We start from the raw sequence: 20,211 nt of genomic DNA on the forward strand, positions 1-20,211 counted from the left end.
GACCGCCGTGAGGCTTTCATCCGCCATCAGGTCTCCGCTGTGAAGGTTAATGTTCGACACCTCGGGCTTGCGTGTCGAATTCCTGTTCTGAGTGGACATGGTCGGGATCCTATTTCTTAAAAAGCTACTTACTCTATAGCAATTCCGAGCTCGCGTTCGCGCAGAATACTGAAGAAAATCATAACCCACTGAAATAATTAAAAAGATTGTTCGGGCCTGAACTGCCATCCGCCGGGTTTGACGACAAGTTCGATGGCACTCGGGATTCAGAAGGAAAACAAAGGTCTGTCTGTTAGCGTGTCCCCTCGAACTCCTCGGTGCCCTTGGCGAGACGTGAAGCGTCGCCTACTTGGGCACGTCGCTGTCCACACCTCGGATAATCCTTAAGTTCAGGACGGGAGAAAGACGAAGAGTGAGTGGCCTCCGGAGAGAACCACCCTCGAAGTTGCGAACCGGGTATTGGCCCAAAGCCGCCTTTCACGTCGACCGCGCCGAATGATTACAGTGCAGCCGTTAGCCGACATTGATACACTTGACCCAATGCTCCGAAGCGGCTCGTCAAACCGGACCTTCGCCGCGCTGACCTATTCCGAGCATTGTTGGTTGTCAGCTGAGCGGGACTTTTCTGCCGTTCGCCTGAGCTATGTATCGTCGTGCCAATCGACATTTGCCGGCCTCCGACCTGAAGTGACAAATTCGAGAAACGCATCAAAGACAATCTTGCGCTCCATGGTCCATGAGCTGGGGTAACTGTCGACTTGTCCATTCGACAGGACGAAAATTTCTTCCGGGCCTTCACTCTCTTCTTTCAATGGATTCCGCGAACTGAATCCGGCATCACCCTCAAATCGTAGAAACATCAGCCAACCACGGTGCCGGTTGAAAAGCGCACAAAGCGATGATCCGTCGCCTTCGGATGCCCAGATTTCCAGGTCATCAGTTTGCTCAATTTGAGCGAGAAGTCGTTCGGCTTCCTTGACTCCGGTAAGGCTGTGGGGTTCTCCGTTGATCGTGACTTGCATGCCAATACTGCCCTCTGAGAAGTCCACTCAAGACCATTGTGCCGATACGACAAGGGCAATTTGGGCTCAGAGCTGTCGATCGCTGCATTCAGTCTGGATGACCGCTCAGCGGACAAAGCCGACCTTGGATTCTAGGCCTTCGCTGACGCAGTATCCCTTCGCGCGTGCGGCGTACTTGTTGCTGCGGTGCAGTGCATGTCACTCAACCGGTCGTTCAAAGATATCGGATTTTCCCGTTCCGATACCGTGCTTTTGCCGCTGCTCATTCCGATCATCCAGATGCGGACTATGGGACTCAGTTCTGCCGCGGAGATACACCCTACCGATCGTATGAGGCAGCTCAGATCCGTCGAAACGATTTGATCTCGCGCAACGGGTCATCGCGACCTCCAAGTCGAGAGGCATCTCTGAAAGTTTGCGAGCAGAGCTATCAAGGTCGTAGCTAGTCAAGGTCAGTCGGGCTTGTCATTGGTCACAGCCAGTTCGCCAAGCGATATTTCTGGCTTCAGGATGTGCAGTTTGCCCATCTCGGCAGTCGAATGCTCCAAAGTCTCAAGGATCATCCTCGCCGCCAGTTTGCCGATCTTTTTGCGGGCTGTCCGAGACGTGGCTATCTTGCCGGGAAACCCTTCAATGATGCCCAAGCCGTTGAAACCAGCCAGTGCGACTTTGCGTGGAACGTCTATTCCTGCCGCAATGCAGTGACATAAACCACCAAATGCAAGGTCATCGTTTGAGAAATAGATACAATCAAGATCAGGCCTCCGATTCAGAATGTCTGCGGTCATCCGGCGACCGCATTCAACGGCAGAATGCGCCGTAGCATCGACGGCTAAATCTGATCCATCGATCACGTCGGCAAATGCGAGACCATGGTCGCGCAGTGCGCTTTGGAAACCTTGTTTCCGTTTCGCGGCCCTAAGGTCCTTATCGAGGTTACGCCCAACGTAGCCAAAGCGCCGTAAGCCTGTTTCAAACAGGGCGACAGCAATGTCATGGCCGGCTTCGCTATGCGAAAATCCGATACAGGCGTCTACAGGATGGCCGTCGATATCCATGATTTGTACAACCGGAACGCCTGCGTCTTTCAGCAGTTGGCGGGTTTCGGGTGGTTGGTCAATCCCGGTCACGATCAATCCGGCAGGGCGCCAAGACAACATGTTTCGCAAGGTTTCGTATTCCGTTTCGGGGTCATAGTCGGTGACCCCAAAAACCGGCTGTAGCAAGGTGCCTTTCAACGCATCGGTTACCCCGGACATGACTTGGGGAAACACGATGTTTGACAGGCTAGGCACCACGACGCCGATCAGGTCGGTGTGTTTGCTCGAGAGGGAGGAGGCAAACTGATTCCCGTAATAGCCTATCTCGCGCGCAGCCTGTTTTACCCGTTCAATGTTGGTCTGCGAGACGTCCTTGTCCCCACGAAGCGCACGTGACGCTGTCATTTTACTGACACCGGCAGCGGCGGCGACGTCGGCTAAAGTTTTTCTGCGTTTCATCGGCTTGCCTTCCTTCTGTCTGCCGGTAGGTGGCCCATCGCCAGCAAAATTCGAGCCTCTATTCACGCGTCTGTATCGCAAAGTCGACGTCGAAGCATTGACAGAATAGGTCGGATCGGGCACTGGTATCAATACCGGTATCGGTACCGGTTGCGATACCGGTGAGTAATCCGGGCATTACCGTGGCTTCGGAGGAGGCCACGATCAACTGAAAATTAGCGCTATTTCGGCGCTGTGGGAGGAACCATGACACACTACACTTTCAAATCGCTCGTCCTGAGTGGCATCGCTGCCGCATCAACTCTTTCAGCGAGCACGGCGCTGGCGCAAGATTACCAATGGACGTTCCAGACCTCCGCACAGGCCGGGGACAACTTTTTTCCGATTGAGGAAGCTTGGGCTGATCGCGTCAATGAACTGTCCGACGGCCGCATCGAAATCACCGTTGTGCCAGTGGGAACCGTGGTGGCCCACAATGAAACGCTCGACGCCGTAGGTGCGGGCATTCTGCAGGGCCATATCACGGACCCGTCATATTTCTCGGGTAAGGATCCGGCGTTTGCCATGTTGGGCAACCTTGTCGGCGCATGGTCCGCACCCGAGCAAATGTTCGACTACATGGAGAACGGTGGCGGCAAGGAGCTCTTCAACGAGCTGGTGAACCCATATGGTCTGCAGTTCCTCGGTGCATCTGCAACCGGTGTTGAAGCTTTTCTGTCAACGGTTCCGATTTACGGTGTTGATGACCTCCAGGGCATCAAGATGCGCGCGCCTGAAGGCATGGTGCAAGAGGTATTCGCCGCGGCGGGTGCATCGCCAGTGAACCTGCCCGGCTCCGAAGTCTATACGTCGCTGGAAAAGGGCGTCATTGACGCTGCGGATTATACCGTGTTCTCGACGAACCATGCGCAAGGCATGCATGAATTCGCTAGGTATCCGCTTTACCCCGGGTTCCATTCCATGCCTGTGATCGAAGTCTCGGTTAATAAGGAGATCTATGACGGCTTGCCCGAGGATCTTCAAACCATCCTGAACGAGTCTGTTTCCGTCTTTGCGCGCGATATGGTCAGCCAGCTGGACGAGCAGAACGAAATCGCCGTTGCAGAAGCGATGGCTGATCCAGACATCACCGTAATCAACTGGTCCGACGAAGAACGCGCGCGGTTCCGCGGTATCGCCAAGTCGCAGTGGGCCAATTGGGCAGAGCGTTCCGAGATGGCTGGCAAAGCCTATGATAGTGTCACGACTTACCTGACTGAGGCCGGGCTTCTGGTCGAATAACGCGGAACATTTGTAGTGATGCGAGGGGGCCGATATTGGCCCCCTCGGTCCAAAATATAGCTCACGTTCCGGGAGGGGACCATGGCACAGCATGAATCGGCGATGATCGAAGCCGAAGTTGAGGCGCAGCTCGAAGCACTAAAACGGGCCCACGAAGAAGACAGTGCCGGTCCACAGAACGCTTTGGATCGAGGCATAATTTCCGTAGGGACTGCCTTTAGTTTTCTGTTTGCAATCGCAACAGTGATTTCCCTCTACGAGATCGTTGCGCGGTATTTCTTCAATGCTCCGACGATCTGGGCGCATGAGACAGTGATCGCGCTGATCGCCGCATGCTACCTATACGGCGGTATGCAGTGTCTTGCAGCAGACAAGCATATACGCATCGGGTTGATCTATTTCGGCACAAGTGGCGGAACGCGGAGACTGTTGGATGTCGTAAACGGCCTACTTGCGTTGTTCTTTGCGGTAGCGATTGCCTACGCGGCCTACACGATGGTGGAAAAGTCGTGGTGGACGCCGCAGGGCGACATTCGCCTCGAACGTTCGGGCTCGGCTTGGAATCCAATTACGCCTGCCATCATCAAGATGATGCTTCTGATCACTGCAATCGTTTTGGCAATTCAGTCGGTGGGCCATATCTGGACCGCCTGGAAGGGCACCGGATATCGCCAAAGCGCCGGCGAGACACCAAGCAAATGGGCCATCATTGGCATTGGGGCCGTTTTCGCGATCCTCGCAATCGGCGGTTATTTGTTGTTTTCCGAAGGTCGGAACCTCGGCATTCAGACAGGGTCACTATTGCTTGTCGGCTCGATCATGGTGCTGATCCTGACCGGAATCCCATTGGCCTTCGTCACTGGATTGATTGCGATCCTATTCACAATTGCCTGGTTCGGAACGTCGGGCGTGCCCTTGGTGTCGAGCCGCATTTACTCTTTCGTCAATGAATACGTCCTCGTGGCCATTCCGATGTTCGTCTTGATGGCGTCTCTTCTTGACCGTTCGGGCATGGCGCGGGATCTTTACGATGCGATGCGCCTTGTCGCTGGTCGGATCAAAGGCGGTGTTGCTGTTCAAACACTGGTTGCAGCCGTGTTCCTTGCTTCCATCTCGGGTATCATCGGCGGCGAAATCGTTCTTCTGGGCCTGATTGCCCTGCCGCAAATGCTGCGGCTTGGCTATAACCGCGCCTTGGCCATTGGCACGGTCTGTGCAGGTGGCTCGCTTGGCACGATGATCCCGCCGTCGATTGTTCTGATCGTTTACGGGCTTACCGCCAGCGTTTCCATCGGTGATCTGTTCCTTGCAACAGTGACACCGGGTCTGATGCTGGCCTCGTTTTACATCATCTACATTCTTATCCGCTGTTACGCGAACCCCGAAATGGGCCCGCCGATTTCGGACGAAGAGCTCAACATCCCAATGTCCGAGAAATTGCGCAAGATGCGCGGTGTTATCTTGCCGGTTGGCGTGGCGGTGACCGTGTTGGGTTCGATCTACGGTGGCATTGCCTCTGTTACTGAAGCCGCCGCGATGGGTGTTGTCGGCGTCTTCCTTTCGGCGGCTATTCGGCGTGAAGTGACCTGGGTACTTATCCGCGATAGCCTGAAACAGACGCTTGAGACTTGCGGAATGATCATCTGGATCGGCCTGGGTGCGGCAGCTCTGGTGGGTGTCTACAACCTGATGGGCGGCAATCGGTTCATCGAAAGCACCATCCTCGATAGTGGTGCCTCACCGATTGTGATCGTGCTGATCATGATGGGCATCCTCGTGGTATTGGGCCTGTTTATGGATTGGATTGGCATCGCTTTGCTGACCATGCCAATCTTCGTGCCGATCATCATCAAGCTTGGCATGGACCCAGTATGGTTCGGCATTCTTTTTGCGATGAACATGCAGGTCAGCTACCTTTCTCCGCCTTTTGGTCCTGCTGCCTTCTACCTGAAGTCTGTGGCGCCCAAAGACATGAGCTTGTCAGAAATATTCCGCGCACTCATCCCCTTTATCTGCATTCAGGTCGTCGCACTTGCTATCGTCCTGTTCTTCCCAGACGTTGCCCTATGGCTGCCGAATTGGCTGAAAGGAAACTAAAATGACCACTAATCCCAAAAGCTCCCAAAATGTCGCTGTCATCGGCCTTGGTTCGATGGGGTATGGCATGGCCGCTTCGGCATTGCGTGGTGGGCACAACGTCTGGGGCGTCGATATCAATCCGGACCAGATCGCCAAGTTCAATGCTGAGGGGGGGCAAAAGAGTTCCCTTTCTGAGGCCGCAGACAAGCTCGATTCCATTGCGGTGGTGGTATTGAACGCGGCCCAAACCGAAAGCGTTCTGTTCGGAGAAGACGGCATCGTCGCGAAACTGAATCCCGGCGCGGTTGTGCTGGCTTGCGCGACCGTCCCTCCAGCCTTCGCCAAAAAAATGGCCGCAAGGTGCGGTGAACACGGCGTTCACTACCTCGATGCGCCGATTTCTGGTGGATCGATCAAAGCCGCCAGCGGTCAGCTTTCGATTATGGCGTCCGGCTCTGCGCAGGCATTCTCTTCCGCGCGCCCGCTGCTGGACAGTATCGCCGAAATGGTTTTCGAGCTTGGTGACGAAGTTGGGGCTGGCAGCGCGATGAAAGCAGTGAACCAGCTTTTGGCTGGCGTCCACATCGCCACCATGGCTGAGGCTCTGACCTTTGGCATGACTCAAGGCGTGGCTCCTGAGAAGTTTGTTGAAGTTATCAGTAAATGCGCCGGAACCAGTTGGATGCTGGAGAACCGCGCGCCCCATATCGTGGCGGGGGACTACACGCCGCATAGTTCGGTCAACATCTGGCCCAAGGACCTTGGCATCGTGCTCGATATCGCAAAATCAGCACAGTTCAGCGCACCCATTACTGCAGCGGCGCTACAGCAATTTATTGCAGCTGCCGGGATGGGACATGGGCAAGAAGACGACGCAGCCGTCGCTAAGGTTTATGCCCGCAACGCTGGATTGACCTTGCCAGGAGAGGACTCATGACCACCATCCTTGGCTGCATCGCCGATGACTTTACGGGCGCAACCGATCTTGCGGGCTTGCTCGCACGAAGTGGCGTACGCGTCTCCCTGCGCATCGGTGTTCCCGATAGCTCGCCTTCTGAAACTGCCGCATTCGAAGTCATCGCACTAAAGTCTCGTACTGCACCAGTTGATGAGGCGGTCACCGAGACCCGAGCCGCGTTGAAGTGGTTGCAGGCAGCAGGGGCGCAGAGGTTCTTCTGGAAATACTGCTCCACCTTCGACTCGACAGCGGAAGGCAACATTGGCCCCGTCGCAGAGGCGCTGATGGCCGACCTTGGCACTGACCAGACGATCTATTGCCCGGCTTTCCCCGAAAATGGGCGCGCCATCTTTATGGGCAATCTGTTTGTCGGACAGCAGCCTTTGGCAGAAAGCCCGATGAAGGATCACCCGCTGACCCCGATGCGTGACAGCAACCTGATGCGTCTTATACAGCCGCAGGTCACCCGCCCGGTCGGTCTGGCCGACCGGTTGACAGTGGCGCAAGGATCCGACGCCCTTCGAAATGAACTCGAGCAGCTGAAAGCCAAAGGCGTGGCGCATGTGGTCGTCGATGCCGTTGCCAATTCGGATCTGGAGATAATCGCCGAAGCCTGCCGTGATATGCCGCTGATGACGGGCGGAAGTGCCGTAGCAATGCCTCTTCCCGCCCTCTATTTGGCGGATGGCACCTTGTCGGCAGACGCCCCTAAGGCGCAGGCGCCGCAGCTTGGGGTGGCAACGATTGTGCTGTCCGGCAGTTGCTCCGCCATGACGAACAAACAGGTGGCCGACTACACAAGCCGCGGCATTCCGGCGTTCCAGTTGGACCCGCTGGCTTTGGCCGAGAACGGCCCGCAAAAAGCGCTTGATTGGTTGTCCAAGCAAGACCTCGACAAGGCTCCGATCATCTATGCAACAGCCAACCCGCAAAGCGTTCGCGCAGCGCAGGAAAAACTGGGAGTGGCCGGTGCCGGAGAGATTGTAGAGGCTACCCTTTCAGCCTGTGCTGTTGCCGCACGAGATAAAGGGGCGCGCCGGGTCATCGTTGCGGGCGGTGAGACGTCGGGGGCAGTGACCAAGGCGCTTGGTGTGACCCAACTTGATATCGGAACGGAAATCGCACCGGGTGTCCCTTGGACCTATTGCCAGTCAGGCGGGCATCAGATTGCCCTGACCCTCAAGTCCGGCAATTTCGGGACAGAAACCTTCTTTACCGACGCCCAAGAAAAGCTAAACGCAGTATGACAGGCGAAGCAAAACTGCGCGAGCAAATCTGCGTGCTGGCCAAATCGATGTTTGATCGCGGGCTAACCGGTGGCAGCACCGGCAACATCTCTGCCCAGACCGACGATGGCGGACTGTTGGTGTCTCCTACGGGGACAAGTTTTGGCAGGCTTGATCCGGGCAGACTCAGCCGCTTTGATGCATCCGGCACACATATCGACGGCGACAAGCCGACGAAGGAAATGCCGCTCCATACGGCATTCTACGAGACACGCAGCACGGCAGGCGCGGTGGTGCATCTGCATTCCTGTCACTCGGTCGCGCTGTCGCTGATGCCGGACGCCGACGAAGATAACTTTCTGCCACCGCTGACTCCTTACGGAATCATGAAGCTGGGGAAGGTCAAGTTGCTGCCGTTCTTCTTGCCCGGGGATCCGGCAATGGGGGAGGCTGTGCGTGGGCTTGCCGGTAAGCGTAGTGCGGTCATGCTGGCCAATCACGGGCCGGTTGTTGCAGGCAAAGATATCGAAGCCGCCTGCAACGCCATCGAAGAGCTCGAAGACACCGCGCGACTGGCCATGCTCACGCGTGGCATGAACCCGCGGATGCTTACGGGGGCTCAACAGCAGGCCTTGATTACAAAATTTGATGTGGAGTGGGACCAATGAGTTTTTCTGCGAACCTGGGGTTTCTGTGGGCGGACCGGCCTTTGCCCGAGGCGATCCGTGCGGCCAAAGCCGCAGGATTTGACGCCGTGGAGTGTCATTGGCCCTATGACGTGCCCACCGAGGCTGTAACAGCGGCCTTGCAAGAAACCGGCCTGCGCATGTTGGGGCTCAACACCCGGCGCGGGGATGTAGCGGGCGGCGAGAACGGATTGTCCGCGTTGCCCGGGCGCGAGGAAGACGCACGCGCCGCCATTGATGAGGCGATTGCCTATGCGGTCACGATCAACACGCCCAATATTCATGTCATGGCCGGGTTTACGGAGGGCCGCGATGCCCATGAAACCTTCGTCGAAAACCTGCGCTACGCTTGCGAAAAGGCGGCCCCCTACGGGATCACGATCCTGATCGAGCCGTTGAATAGATATGACGCGCCGGGCTATTTCCTGACCACGACCGATCAAGCGCTGGCCGTGATCGCCGACGTCGGGGCCTCGAACCTGAAACTCATGTTTGATTGCTACCACGTGCAGCTGATGGAGGGTGACCTGACCCACCGGATCGAAGCGCTCCTGCCCTCAATTGGTCATATCCAGTTCGCCTCTGTCCCCGATCGGGGGGCCCCGGACCACGGTGAGGTCAACTATACCCACATTTTCAGCATCATCGCACGGCTGGGATATGACGCGCCCCTGGGAGCCGAATACAAGCCCGGCGGTGATACGGATGCGACGCTGAGCTGGATGAACGACGCCTGACACTTGGGCGTCTGTGTCGCCCCTTCAAAGAAAAGGCCTGTGCCATGAGCGCTGATCAAATCACCTTTCGCGAATTTCTGTTGTCCCAACGAAGTCAGCACAAACTGGACAAGGATCTGATCTTCCTTATGGAAGACATTGCGACTTCTTGTCGGATCATCTCTCACCAAATTCGCGGCGGAGCGTTCGCTGGCAGGCTGGGAGCTACGACGTCGACCAATGTTCAGGGGGAGACGCAAAAGCAGCTCGATGTGATCGCCAACGATGTCTTTGTCCGACACTGTTCGAATTGCGGGCGCGTTGCTGCGCTGGTTTCGGAAGAGGTCGACGAGGTTTATTGGCTGAAAGACAAGCCTGAAGCCGGGGATTACCTCGTCTATTTCGACCCGCTTGATGGGTCTTCAAACCTCGACGTGAACCTTTCCGTCGGATCCATCTTCTCGATCTCGCAATTGCCCACAGCTATTGATGCCACTGACGACCGGTCCGTGCTGCGCGTGGGCGCTGAGCAGATCAGTGCCGGTTATTCGGTCTATGGCCCTTCGACCGCTCTCGTCATCACGACCGGCAATGGCGTGCATGGTTTTACGCATCAACAGGGCACCGGTGAATTCCGCTTGACCTTCCCCGATATGACGATCCTCGAGGCCACGAGCGAATTTGCAATCAATGCCTCTCGTTACACACTCTGGGATCAACCGGTGAAGCGCTATTTTGACGAATGCATCCGAGGCAAAGACGGCCCACGTGAAAAGACCTTCAACATGCGCTGGACTGCTTCGATGGTTGCTGAAGTCCACCGGATCCTGATCCGTGGTGGCGTGTTCCTCTATCCGCGTGACGCGGGCAATAATGCGGACGGCGGCAAGCTACGCTTGATGTATGAAGCCAATCCGATGGCGTTGATTGTCGAACAGGCAGGTGGTTTCGCGTCTACGGGAATCGAACGCATTCTGGATGTGCAACCCAACTCGCACCATCAACGTGTTCCCGTGATCCTCGGCTCGAAAGAGGAAGTCGCCGTTCTGGAGCGATATCACCGCGAGAGCTAAACACAGTCCCCTGAGCCGCTATCTTCAATTTTCCTGGTGCGTTGCGCCACAATGGAGCGCTTGAAATGCCACTGATTTCCCTTCGCCAACTTCTTGATCACGCCGCCGAGCATGACTACGGCCTCCCGGCGTTTAACGTCAATAATATGGAACAGATGCTAGCCATCATGAAAGCGGCCGACAAAGCGAACAGCCCGGTCATCATGCAGGCCAGCCGTGGGGCGCGGGCATTCGCCAACGACATCGTTCTCGCACACCTTATTCGTGCTGCGATTGAGATGTATCCGCATTTACCGATCTGCATGCACCAAGACCATGGAAATTCTCCGCAAACTTGCCTTTCGGCACTTGTGAACGGCTTTTCCTCGGTCATGATGGACGGGTCGTTGAGTGAGGATGGCACCACGCCTTCGGACTTCGAATACAACGCGAACGTTACAGCAAAGGTCAGCGAAATGGCCCACCTTGTCGGTGCTTCGGTAGAGGGCGAAATCGGGCATCTCGGCTCTCTGGAAACCGGCAAGGGTGAGGCCGAAGACGGTCATGGATTTGATGGGGAATTGAGTCGGGACCAGCTCGTGACGGATGCAGATGAGGCTGCGGAATTTGTTCGGCGCACCGAGGTCGACGCCCTCGCCGTCGCTATCGGAACCAGCCACGGAGCCTACAAGTTCACTCGCAAACCGGATGGCGATATCCTCGCCATGGACGCGCTCAAGTCGATCCACGCCAAACTGCCGGACACGCACCTTGTAATGCACGGCTCCTCCTCTATTCCGCAAGAACTGCAGGACATCATCAACGAACATGGGGGTGCCATCGCCCCAACCTGGGGCGTGCCCTTGGAAGAGATAGAACTGGGCATCAAGTATGGGGTGCGCAAGGTGAACATCGACACCGACCTGCGCATGGCCCTCACCGGTGCGATCCGTAAGGTGTTTGCCGAGGACAAGGGGCAATTCGATCCCCGCAAATATTTAGCACCGGGTGTGGACGCTATGTCGGCGGTCTGTTTCGACCGGTTTGAGCGGTTTGGTTGCGCCGGAATGGCGTCAAAAATCTCGTCCATTCCGCTCTCGGACATGGCCCAACGATACCAATCCGGAAGCATGAAACCCTCTTTAGGTCGCTGAGACCTCACCCTTTTGTTTTGATCTCCATTGCCTGTTTCTGGCGCGCAGCTACTGCAGGCACGCGACGAGACCATATAGTGCCGCCTTTTTTGTATCAGGGTATCCACTCCGTCTGCTTACAACTAATTCGGTATTGTAGGCTGTTTTCGCAGTGAGTTTCGGTTGTCCGCCCTATTTCTAAGTACTTTAGCCGCTGCAGCGATGACCAAGCAGGCGCGACGAACGGCAGATTGGTACGCGATTTGATCTTGGTCGTTTGATATTTACTGCGCCAAGCACGAACAACCGGTGTCCCCGCCGCTTCGCAGCAGAGGGATTTTTGCACGTGCGGAACCTTTCATGCCGCGATCGCATGCCGCAAGATGTCCATAGGTCTGGTATGGGCTCAGAATGATCTTGCGCCGCATAAAGGATGGACAACCGCTTCGAAATGGCGAACGGCGGAACCGTTCGCCAGGGTTTGTTAGATGTCGATGCGCTCGGCTATGCTCAAAGCATCTTCCAGTTCGACTCCAAGGTAACGCACCGTGCTGTCGACTTTGGTGTGACCAAGGAGCAGTTGCACCGCGCGAAGGTTGCCAGTCTTGCGATAGATCTCGGCAGCCTTTGTTCGGCGAAGCGAGTGTGTACCGTATCCACTCGGCTCCAAACCAATCGCCTTCACCCAGTCGCGGACAAGGCGACCGTACTGGCGCGTTGAGATATGTGGTCTGTCGTGAAACCGGCTCGGGAACATGAACGGGCAAGCAAGCATCTCCGGAGAACTGACCCAGTTCAGAACGGTTTCTCGGGTGTTTTCCGACAGTTCAAATTGAACAGGCCGCTTGGTTTTGCTCTGGATTACTGAGACACGTTCCCGGACGCGATCGTCTTTGACAAGATCAGTCACGGTTAGGCTGACCAGATCGCAGCCTCGAAGTTTGCTGTCGATAGCGACGTTGAACAAAGCCAGGTCGCGCAGGTTGCCTGCAAGTTCGAGCCGTGCACGGATCGCCCAAACTTGTTTTGGCAGCAATGGACGTTTCTGCCCGATAATCCGCCCTTTGTTCCAAGCCTTGCGTTTTGGGGTGACGGCGGGAAGTTGGACTCGTGGCATGATTTGCCCTCCGATCCTCCCTCCAAGCCCAATCATCAGCACCGCGCTGACCGGGTGAGTGTACTAGCAGAGCTGAAGGCTCGTTTTGGAAAGCCAAACAAACGGACATCTTCTGCGCGCGCATTCGGCCGCTTGGAGCCCAGAGTGTCGAATGCTGCGTAGCGCCGAGATGTCATCCCCGATGGAAAGCGGACGTTTTCTGCGGTGGCGAGATCACCATACAACCGACTACGATCTGTCGCTCCGTAAGTCTCGCGGCTACACGGTGCCGGCCAGCTCTGTCCACAGATCGGCATAAATCCTGAGCGAGTCCAAAGGCAAAGTTGTCTCAAATTGGTCAAGTTTAGGAGGAAACGCATCACCGCCGAGCAACATGGCTGCACCGATGCTCGTTCCTGTAACGGCTGCATTCGTTAGAACCGGGCGTGCCGTAACGGAATGCAGCATGGCGAGAAACTCGGGGTTTCTTGCGAACGGCCCTTCCACGATCGTGGGGCCAGCCCCACCGACGAGTTTCAGACAAGTGCCTGTCATCAAGGCAAGATAGAACGAAAGCGCGGCCGACCGTTGGCCCGTACCGACCTCTGGTTCATCGCCGCGCCATTGCATCTGGCTCCCCTGAAACGGGCCCGAACCAGTTTCGACGGATGGCAATAGCATGCGAGGTCCGTCCAACACTGCCGACACGTCTTGCTTCGTTGGTTCGACCCGTTGGCCCTGTTGGATCACTTCGAACTCACGTCCACCCATGAAGCGCGCGCTGGCCACAGCTTGTTCGTACGCGTTGACGTTGACGAGGGTATCGCGGGCCGGGTCGAGTGTGACCGCACCACCCGTTTTCATTGACATGACGATCACCCACGTTCCAGTTGAGACCACTGAGACTGGCCCGTCCTGCGACACAACGTGCGGATAGAGCGACGCGTTGGAGTCGTGGATGCCGACGCAAACTGACGTATCGGGCGCAAGACCGGTGGCCTTTGCTATCTTTGGCGAAATCGGTCCCAAGATGTCGCTTGGGCGGCGAACGGGTGCAATCTTGTCGCGAATGCCGAGCTTCTGCGGTAGATCAGAGAACGCCCCGTCGTAGGGGTTCCACAAGTCAGTATGGCAGCCGATGGATGTTACATCCGTCGCGGTCACGCCTGTCAGGCGGTGCCCCCAGTATTGCGGGTAGGTCACGATTTGCGCGGTGCGGCCTTTGAGGGTCGGATCGCTTGTAAAAAGCCAGTGCAGCTGTGCGCCAATGTTCAGACCGCCCGCGAGTTTGGGCGATCCGGTTTTTGAAAAATCGGGTTTGATCGCATCGTAGGCATTAACGGTCTCGGCGGGATAGGTGTGTTCGTAGTCAAGGATGGGCGCAGCGAGGGCGCCATTCGAGTCTAGCAGCGCTGCACACGCACCGTGGGTTGTTACGGAAATTGCGTCGACACGGTGATCTCGATGGAACGTCGCCAATGCATCCAGAAGAAACGCCCAGTGCCCATCGACATCATAATGTGGATATGGAGGGGCGGATCTTACGATGTTCGGGCGTGTGACGACGGCCATTTCTGTCAGGGTCGACAAATCGACCAGCGCGAGTTTTGCGTTGGTCTTGCCGATGTCGATGACTGCAATGTGGCGCGGCGCGGTCATGGCATATGAAACAGCGGCGTGAGGGGAACAGCGACGGGCGAGTTATCCTCGTTCGTTTCCATGATGTCCCCCATATGGATCCACCATTTCTGCATGACAGGATTGTCTGGCAAGGCCTCCATCCCGTGATTTTCCGTTCGCGTAAGAACGCCAATGAGGTGACCCGTCTCCTCGTCCAGATGAATCGAATAGTCGCTAACGCCGGCGTTGTGCAACAAGTCGACCAAACCGGGCCAGATGGCGTCGTGACGTCGTTTGTACTCTTCGGCCATTCCGTCGTTTAGCCGCATTCGAAAGACGTAACGCTCGCTCATGACTTGCGCCGCGCAGAAGCCATCGCCCAGAGGCGCGGCAGGGCAATCACCCCGATCAACAGCAGGCCAATGAAAATCGACATCACGATGCCGGGCACGTTCAACAGACCGAGACCAAAGGTGACCAAGCCCATCACGAAAGCCGCTATCACCACCCCGGGGATGGTGCCGGACCCGCCAAGGATATTGACGCCGCCAAGGACAACCATTGTCACCACCTCAAGCTCCATTCCTGTCGCGATGCTGGGTCGCGTCGATCCAAGACGCGATGTCAGGCATATTGCGGCGATGCCGGACATCAGGCCGGTCAAGAGGAACAGGACGAACTTGACGCGCTGCACACGAATGCCGCTAAACAATGCCCCCGTCGGGTTGTTGCCGATAGCATAGACAGCGCGGCCAAAGTTGGTCTTGTGCAGCAGGACACCGTAGATGATCGCAATGATCACGAAGAGCAGCATCTCAACTGTGAAGACCCAATAGATATAGCCCTGCCCGAACCACGAGAAGCTGGATGGATAACCCCGGAATGCATCGTCCCCAAGGATGATAAAGCTGATGCCGCGGAACAGGCTCATGGTGCCGATGGTCACCACAATCGACGGTAGGCCCAGCACCGTGACGAAGAACCCGTTGAAGGCACCGCAGAGCACACCAACCGTCAGGCCGATGATAACGAGCTCCGGCGTGCCAGCCCCGTATTGCAGGGCCAGACCCATCGCCGTGCTGGCCAGCGCGATGATGGAGGCGACGGACAAGTCAATTTCACCCGAGATGATCAGCAGCGCCATGGCAAAGGCGATCATCGCTTTTTCGGTGAAATTGAATGTCGCATCGCTGAGGTTCCATGCGCTCAGGAAATAGGGGGAAGCAAAGCTGTTGATCACGAAGATCGCGATGGCCACGGCCAACAACAAGGCCTCCCAGCTTTTGAAGATACGTGCAGCGCGGCTGTTCAGGCGGTCGGGGACATGGCGGGTTTGGGTTGCGTCCGTCATTGTGTGGCCTCCGCCTCTTTGAGAATAATTCGGCCCTTGGTGCGGCCTGCACGGGCGTTGAATGCGACGGCAATCAGGATCGCGCTGCCAGAGATGGCGAGTTGCCAGAAGGGGGAGATATTCACGACAGGAAGCGCGTTCTTGACGACGCCAAGGAAGATTGCCCCCAGCACCGCGCCGCCGACAGAGCCGACGCCGCCAGCGATCGAGATACCCCCGATGACGCAGGCTGCCACGACCTCAAGTTCGAACCCGCCTGCGATATCGACGTAAGCCACCGCAAATCGCGACACCCAAAGGTATCCCGTCAGGCCAGCCAACGCGCCGGACACAACGAAGGCCCAGAACTGGGTTCTGCCAACGTCGATACCGGTGTAAACGGCAGCATGTGGGTTGCCGCCCACCGCGAAAATGGACCGTCCAAATTGCGTGCGCGCCATCATGATTCCGAAAAGGATGATCGTGATGATCGCGGCCCATGACAACACGGGCAGTCCCAGCAGCACCATGCGTGGGAAGTCGGTGAAGGCCGGGGACATCTCGTGAGAGTTCACCCATTTCCCGTCTGAAATCAGGAAGATAATGCCTCGAAAGATGGTCATCGTGCCGAGGGTCACAACGATCGGTGGGATCGCCAATTTCCAGACCAGCACCCCGTTGATCGCACCCATGATCGCACCCAGCAGAACCGCAATCGCGATGATCACAGGAATCGGAAGGCCCGGCATAGCGACGTTGATCATTGCCACCGCCATGCCCGTCAAAGCAAGGTTCGCGGCCACCGACAGATCAATGCAACGGGTCAGGATCACGACCATCTGCCCAAGCGCGAGGATGATCAACGGGGCCGTATCGTTGAACACATTGGCCAGATTGGAGGGCGCGACAAAGCCTGCAAAGCGGGAAGAAATCAGAAGGAGGAGCACCAAGATGGCACCGCCCAAAATCGTTTCGCGTACGGGTATAAAACGGGTCATGCCGCTGCTCCATCAGGTGTGATGCCCGCTGCATGGCGCACAAGGGTCTCAGGGGACAATTCGTCTTTCGTCAGCTCGGTGGCGATACGTCCGTCACGCATGACGATCACACGATCTGACATGCCGATAATCTCCGGTATTTCCGAACTGACCATGATGACGGACAGGCCTTGTGCGGCCAACTCAGACATGAATTCATGCACGGCCGCCTTGGATCCGATGTCGATGCCCTTGGTGGGTTCGTCCAAGATAATCACCTGAGGCTGGGTCGCCAGCCATTTGGCGATGACGACCTTTTGCTGATTGCCGCCTGACAGATTGCCGACGTCCTGGTCAAGTGATGCCGCCCGGAGGTCCAGCCGCTGCGAATACTCGCGTGCAAGTTTGAATTCTTCGGCGAGCTTCAGAAACCCACGTCGGGACGTCTTGCTCAAGGACGGCAAAGTAATGTTCTGGAAGATGGGCAATCCGATGACCGCCCCCTGTTTGCCGCGATCCTCGGGGACATAGACGATCCCGTTGGACACGGCATCTGCCGGAGAGCGGATCACCTTGATGTCGCCATTGACCCGGCACACGCCCTTGGAGGGTTTCGTGATCCCGAACAGGGCCTGCATAAACTCGGATCGGCCAGCGCCAACGAGGCCATAGAAGCCGAGGATTTCGCCCTTGTTGAGGCTGAAGTTGATGTCGGCGAATTCTGTCGGGTGTTCATATCCCACGACTTTCAGAACTTCATCGCCAATGTCATGGTCACTTTGCGGGAAAATCTGATCCACGGATCGCCCGACCATCATGGTTACAAGATCGCCTTCGGAAATGTCGTCGATCCTGCCATCGCCAACGAACGCGCCGTCGCGAAACACGGTGTAACGGTCGGCGATGCGGAAGATCTCGTCGAACTTGTGGCTGATGAACAGGATCGCTTTGCCCTGCGATTTCAGAGCTTCGACCAGTTCATACAGCTCTTCGATTTCTTTGTGTGACAGGGCCGCGGTCGGTTCGTCCATGATGACCACGCGCGCGTCAACGGACAGCGCGCGGGCAATCGCCACAAGATGTTTGTTGGCAATGCCAAGATCGCGCAATTGGGTGTGTGAACTGAAGGGCGCGCCAATGTCGGCCAGCAGCTTGGCGGCCGAGCGGTGCATTTGAGCGGTATCAATTAGGCCGAACCGCGTGCGGGGTGCGTGGCCGATGTAGATATTCTCTGCCACGGAAAGCTCATCGAACAGAACAGTCTCTTGATGGATGGCCGTGATGCCCGCCTTTGCAGCATCATTGGGGGAAGCAAAAGAAATTGGGTCGCCGTCGATGCGGATCGTCCCGCCATTCGGTTGGTAAATGCCTGTCAGGATCTTGACGGTCGTGGATTTACCGGCGCCGTTCTCACCGACTAGGGCGGTTACTTGGCCGGGGTAAAGATCGAGCTTGACTTCATCCAGGGCCTTAACCCCGGGAAATGTCTTGGTGATCATGTCCATCGAGACCATGGGGGACACGTCAGGCGATATGGGGGACGCGGTGCGGGTCGACATGCCGATACTCTCTCAGGATAAGGGATTGGGGTAATTCGGCCCGGCGCACGTACAGCGCCGAACCGAACCAGGGAGACAACTTAGAAGATCGACTTGAACTGATCGATGTTGCTGGCGTCGTAGACAAAGGGATCGGCCATGGCGCCTTCATTGTTTTCATCCAGCGTAAGGTTGCCCATGCGGCCCATCGGGATTTCCGCGCCGGGGGCGGCTTCGACACCGTTCTGGCTCAGCTCATAGGCCAGCATGGTCGCAGAATAGCCCAGATCGATCGGGTTCCAGATCGCAAAGGACTTGGAGGCACCGGACTCAATTGCACCGGCCATTTCAGAAGGTAGGCCAAGGCCCGTCACATTCACTTGACCGACTTTGCCAGCGTCCACAACGGCCTGAGCTGCGGCCACGATACCAACGGATGTCGGCGCGATGATCGCATCAAGATCGGGGTAAGACTGCATCAGGCCTGTGGCCTCGCGGTAGGATTTGTCGGCAAGGTCATCGCCGTACACCGTCGCCACAACGTCGATGCCGGGGTAGTCGCCCATCACTTTGTTCATTTCTTCCATCCAGATGTTCTGGTTGGTTGATGTTGTCGTCGCAGATAGCAAAGCCACTTCGCCACCATCTGGCAGGTGATCTGCGGCCAATTTGATGATCATATTACCAATCAACGCATTGGAGGACGGATTCAGGTGCAACTGGCGTCCTTCGGGGGCAACGCCGGAGTCCCAGCTGATCACCGTGATGCCGCGCTGCATGGCACGCTGCAGGGCGGGAACCAATGCGTCGGTGTCGTTTGCGGAAATCGCAATTGCGTCGACCTGCTGTGCGATCAGCGCATTGATCACTTCGATCTGACCTTCTGCGGTGGTGTCGGTTGGACCTGTATAAATGATCTCGACATTGCCAAGTTCAGCGGCGGCCTCTTCAGCGCCTTCTGCAGCAGCTTCAAAGAACCCGATGCCGAGAGCTTTGACGACAATCGCAATGCGCACATCGTCTTGTGCGAACGCTGGCGTGGCGATCATCGCGGCGGCCATTGCAGCGGATGCTGCCAGTTTCTTCAGTACACTCATGGTTTCCTCCCTGGAGTGGTTGCGGTCAGGCTGGCAGTGTTGCCACCCCCTCTTTCTGCGCAGCGCCCGAGGGCACCACGATCAGTGTCACATCCGCCGTTTCCAACATGGTCGCCGTGCGGTCATCGATCTTGTCGTCGGTGATGATTGTGTCGATCCGCTCAAGTGGGCACAGCACAAGGCTGGAGCGTTGTTCAAATTTGGTGCTGTCCACCAGAACGATGAGTTCCTCGGCTTGGCCTATCAGCTTTTGCTCGGCCTGGATCAGCAAAGGATCGCCTTCCATAAGGCCTAGCGGACCGATGCCCTGCGCGCCCATGAACATCCGCTTGGCGTAGAAGTTGCGGGTCACGTCATTGTCAAACGGCGACAGGATGATGTTTTGTTCGCGGTAAATAATTCCGCCGGACAACATCACCGTATTTTGGGTGTTCTTCAGCAGATGTTCGGCGATCGGGAACGAATTGGTAAAGACCTGCATCCGGCGCGATGCAAGTGGGTGGACCATCTGGAATGTCGTGGTTCCACCGTTGATGATTATTGGCTCACCATCTTCACATAGTTCGACAGCGGCGGCGGCAATCGCCTGCTTTTCTGCACTGTTTAGCGTCTCGTTGACGGAAAATGGGCGCCCTGCGAGGCCCACAAATGGGGTCGTTGTCAGCGCTTCCGCGCCACCACGCACCCGGCGCAGCAGCTTTTTCTCATCCAGGGTATTGATGTCACGCCGCACTGTCGCTTCCGACGCGCCAGTCAATGCACACAGGTCAACGACGGTCACAAGGGATCGATCTTGAACGGCGGATAGGATGACTCTGTGGCGATCTTTTTCGTGCATGGGGTGTCCCTTTGATTGCTCTGAACGTGCGGCGAATCGCGACAGTTTGTCAATCATTATTTG

18 protein-coding genes and 1 pseudogene are annotated in these 20,211 nt (G+C 56.7%); 9 read left to right on the forward strand and 10 right to left on the reverse strand.

What is annotated here, in order from left to right; translation table 11 throughout:
• Positions 1 to 641: 641 nt before the first annotated feature.
• Both E4Z66_RS14270 and E4Z66_RS14275 read right to left on the reverse strand, forming a co-directional pair.
• A complete protein-coding gene (locus E4Z66_RS14270; protein ID WP_136463678.1) occupies positions 642 to 1,022 on the reverse strand; it encodes an Imm1 family immunity protein in 381 nt (126 codons plus the stop codon).
• A 452-nt stretch (positions 1,023 to 1,474) separates the two neighbouring features.
• Positions 1,475 to 2,521, reverse strand: a complete 1,047-nt coding sequence (locus E4Z66_RS14275) for a LacI family DNA-binding transcriptional regulator (RefSeq protein WP_136463679.1) — start codon at positions 2,519 to 2,521, stop codon at positions 1,475 to 1,477.
• A gap of 246 nt (positions 2,522 to 2,767) precedes the next feature.
• On the opposite strand from E4Z66_RS14275, the gene E4Z66_RS14280 reads away from it, so the two are divergent.
• The 9 genes and pseudogenes from E4Z66_RS14280 to fba all read left to right on the forward strand — a co-directional run bounded on the left by E4Z66_RS14280 (position 2,768) and on the right by fba (position 11,673).
• Positions 2,768 to 3,802: a TRAP transporter substrate-binding protein gene (locus E4Z66_RS14280; RefSeq protein WP_136463680.1), complete on the forward strand. Its 1,035-nt coding sequence runs from the start codon at positions 2,768 to 2,770 to the stop codon at positions 3,800 to 3,802.
• Between the two features lie 102 nt (positions 3,803 to 3,904).
• Positions 3,905 to 4,447, forward strand: a pseudogene (locus E4Z66_RS19885) (TRAP transporter small permease subunit); the annotation flags it as partial.
• Between the two features lie 174 nt (positions 4,448 to 4,621).
• On the forward strand, positions 4,622 to 5,899 hold the full coding sequence (locus tag E4Z66_RS19890; protein WP_246036043.1) for a TRAP transporter large permease: 1,278 nt from the start codon (positions 4,622 to 4,624) through the stop codon (positions 5,897 to 5,899).
• Between the two features lies 1 nt (position 5,900).
• Positions 5,901 to 6,818, forward strand: a complete 918-nt coding sequence (gene ltnD / locus E4Z66_RS14290; RefSeq protein WP_136463682.1) for an L-threonate dehydrogenase — start codon at positions 5,901 to 5,903, stop codon at positions 6,816 to 6,818.
• Positions 6,815 to 8,086 carry a 3-oxo-tetronate kinase gene (gene otnK / locus E4Z66_RS14295; RefSeq protein WP_136463683.1) on the forward strand — a complete coding sequence of 424 codons (1,272 nt, stop codon included), beginning with the start codon at positions 6,815 to 6,817 and terminating at the stop codon, positions 8,084 to 8,086. The genes ltnD and otnK overlap by 4 nt, the downstream gene beginning before the upstream one ends.
• On the forward strand, positions 8,083 to 8,733 hold the full coding sequence (gene otnC / locus E4Z66_RS14300; protein ID WP_136463684.1) for a 3-oxo-tetronate 4-phosphate decarboxylase: 651 nt from the start codon (positions 8,083 to 8,085) through the stop codon (positions 8,731 to 8,733). Before otnK ends, otnC begins: the two co-directional genes overlap by 4 nt.
• Positions 8,730 to 9,488, forward strand: coding sequence for a hydroxypyruvate isomerase family protein (locus E4Z66_RS14305; protein ID WP_136463685.1), 759 nt, complete (start codon positions 8,730 to 8,732; stop codon positions 9,486 to 9,488). The genes otnC and E4Z66_RS14305 overlap by 4 nt, the downstream gene beginning before the upstream one ends.
• 44 nt (positions 9,489 to 9,532) lie before the next feature.
• On the forward strand, positions 9,533 to 10,540 hold the full coding sequence (locus tag E4Z66_RS14310) for a class 1 fructose-bisphosphatase (protein ID WP_136463686.1): 1,008 nt from the start codon (positions 9,533 to 9,535) through the stop codon (positions 10,538 to 10,540).
• 65 nt (positions 10,541 to 10,605) lie between these two features.
• Positions 10,606 to 11,673: a class II fructose-bisphosphate aldolase gene (gene fba, locus E4Z66_RS14315; protein ID WP_136463687.1), complete on the forward strand. Its 1,068-nt coding sequence runs from the start codon at positions 10,606 to 10,608 to the stop codon at positions 11,671 to 11,673.
• Positions 11,674 to 12,136: 463 nt separating this feature from the next.
• Here fba and E4Z66_RS14320 read toward each other — a convergent pair whose 3' ends face one another.
• The 8 genes from E4Z66_RS14320 to E4Z66_RS14355 form a co-directional block, all read right to left on the reverse strand.
• Entirely contained in the window at positions 12,137 to 12,769 is a 633-nt protein-coding gene (locus E4Z66_RS14320) for a tyrosine-type recombinase/integrase (protein ID WP_136463688.1), read from the reverse strand.
• A gap of 258 nt (positions 12,770 to 13,027) precedes the next feature.
• Positions 13,028 to 14,407, reverse strand: coding sequence for an FGGY-family carbohydrate kinase (locus E4Z66_RS14325; protein ID WP_136463689.1), 1,380 nt, complete (start codon positions 14,405 to 14,407; stop codon positions 13,028 to 13,030).
• On the reverse strand, positions 14,404 to 14,721 hold the full coding sequence (locus tag E4Z66_RS14330) for an L-rhamnose mutarotase (RefSeq protein ID WP_136463690.1): 318 nt from the start codon (positions 14,719 to 14,721) through the stop codon (positions 14,404 to 14,406). The genes E4Z66_RS14325 and E4Z66_RS14330 overlap by 4 nt, the downstream gene beginning before the upstream one ends.
• Positions 14,718 to 15,719, reverse strand: coding sequence for an ABC transporter permease (locus tag E4Z66_RS14335; RefSeq protein ID WP_136463691.1), 1,002 nt, complete (start codon positions 15,717 to 15,719; stop codon positions 14,718 to 14,720). The genes E4Z66_RS14330 and E4Z66_RS14335 overlap by 4 nt, the downstream gene beginning before the upstream one ends.
• Positions 15,716 to 16,696, reverse strand: a complete 981-nt coding sequence (locus tag E4Z66_RS14340; RefSeq protein WP_136463692.1) for an ABC transporter permease — start codon at positions 16,694 to 16,696, stop codon at positions 15,716 to 15,718. Before E4Z66_RS14340 ends, E4Z66_RS14335 begins: the two co-directional genes overlap by 4 nt.
• The gene (locus E4Z66_RS14345; RefSeq protein ID WP_136463693.1) at positions 16,693 to 18,234 is read right to left on the reverse strand and encodes a sugar ABC transporter ATP-binding protein; all 1,542 of its coding nucleotides are present in this window, start codon (positions 18,232 to 18,234) and stop codon (positions 16,693 to 16,695) included. The genes E4Z66_RS14340 and E4Z66_RS14345 overlap by 4 nt, the downstream gene beginning before the upstream one ends.
• A gap of 80 nt (positions 18,235 to 18,314) precedes the next feature.
• Complete coding sequence (rhaS, locus tag E4Z66_RS14350) at positions 18,315 to 19,310, reverse strand: rhamnose ABC transporter substrate-binding protein (protein WP_136463694.1); 996 nt, start codon at positions 19,308 to 19,310, stop codon at positions 18,315 to 18,317.
• 25 nt (positions 19,311 to 19,335) lie between these two features.
• The gene (locus tag E4Z66_RS14355; RefSeq protein ID WP_136463752.1) at positions 19,336 to 20,148 is read right to left on the reverse strand and encodes a DeoR/GlpR family DNA-binding transcription regulator; all 813 of its coding nucleotides are present in this window, start codon (positions 20,146 to 20,148) and stop codon (positions 19,336 to 19,338) included.
• Between the last annotated feature and the right edge of the window lie 63 nt (positions 20,149 to 20,211).

This window comes from Aliishimia ponticola, from assembly GCF_004803475.1.
In the GTDB taxonomy this organism is placed as follows: Bacteria; Pseudomonadota; Alphaproteobacteria; order Rhodobacterales; family Rhodobacteraceae; genus Aliishimia; species Aliishimia ponticola.

What these genes read in the sequence shown, in the direction of transcription:
- E4Z66_RS14270 (WP_136463678.1), bottom strand. Translation starts at nt 1,022, where the DNA reads ATGCAAGTCACGATCAACGGAGAACCCCACAGCCTTACCGGAGTCAAG.
- E4Z66_RS14275 (WP_136463679.1), bottom strand. Translation starts at nt 2,521, where the DNA reads ATGAAACGCAGAAAAACTTTAGCCGACGTCGCCGCCGCTGCCGGTGTC.
- E4Z66_RS14280 (WP_136463680.1), top strand. Translation starts at nt 2,768, where the DNA reads ATGACACACTACACTTTCAAATCGCTCGTCCTGAGTGGCATCGCTGCC.
- E4Z66_RS19890 (WP_246036043.1), top strand. Translation starts at nt 4,622, where the DNA reads ATGGTGCTGATCCTGACCGGAATCCCATTGGCCTTCGTCACTGGATTG.
- ltnD (WP_136463682.1), top strand. Translation starts at nt 5,901, where the DNA reads ATGACCACTAATCCCAAAAGCTCCCAAAATGTCGCTGTCATCGGCCTT.
- otnK (WP_136463683.1), top strand. Translation starts at nt 6,815, where the DNA reads ATGACCACCATCCTTGGCTGCATCGCCGATGACTTTACGGGCGCAACC.
- otnC (WP_136463684.1), top strand. Translation starts at nt 8,083, where the DNA reads ATGACAGGCGAAGCAAAACTGCGCGAGCAAATCTGCGTGCTGGCCAAA.
- E4Z66_RS14305 (WP_136463685.1), top strand. Translation starts at nt 8,730, where the DNA reads ATGAGTTTTTCTGCGAACCTGGGGTTTCTGTGGGCGGACCGGCCTTTG.
- E4Z66_RS14310 (WP_136463686.1), top strand. Translation starts at nt 9,533, where the DNA reads ATGAGCGCTGATCAAATCACCTTTCGCGAATTTCTGTTGTCCCAACGA.
- fba (WP_136463687.1), top strand. Translation starts at nt 10,606, where the DNA reads ATGCCACTGATTTCCCTTCGCCAACTTCTTGATCACGCCGCCGAGCAT.
- E4Z66_RS14320 (WP_136463688.1), bottom strand. Translation starts at nt 12,769, where the DNA reads ATGCCACGAGTCCAACTTCCCGCCGTCACCCCAAAACGCAAGGCTTGG.
- E4Z66_RS14325 (WP_136463689.1), bottom strand. Translation starts at nt 14,407, where the DNA reads ATGACCGCGCCGCGCCACATTGCAGTCATCGACATCGGCAAGACCAAC.
- E4Z66_RS14330 (WP_136463690.1), bottom strand. Translation starts at nt 14,721, where the DNA reads ATGAGCGAGCGTTACGTCTTTCGAATGCGGCTAAACGACGGAATGGCC.
- E4Z66_RS14335 (WP_136463691.1), bottom strand. Translation starts at nt 15,719, where the DNA reads ATGACGGACGCAACCCAAACCCGCCATGTCCCCGACCGCCTGAACAGC.
- E4Z66_RS14340 (WP_136463692.1), bottom strand. Translation starts at nt 16,696, where the DNA reads ATGACCCGTTTTATACCCGTACGCGAAACGATTTTGGGCGGTGCCATC.
- E4Z66_RS14345 (WP_136463693.1), bottom strand. Translation starts at nt 18,234, where the DNA reads ATGTCGACCCGCACCGCGTCCCCCATATCGCCTGACGTGTCCCCCATG.
- rhaS (WP_136463694.1), bottom strand. Translation starts at nt 19,310, where the DNA reads ATGAGTGTACTGAAGAAACTGGCAGCATCCGCTGCAATGGCCGCCGCG.
- E4Z66_RS14355 (WP_136463752.1), bottom strand. Translation starts at nt 20,148, where the DNA reads ATGCACGAAAAAGATCGCCACAGAGTCATCCTATCCGCCGTTCAAGAT.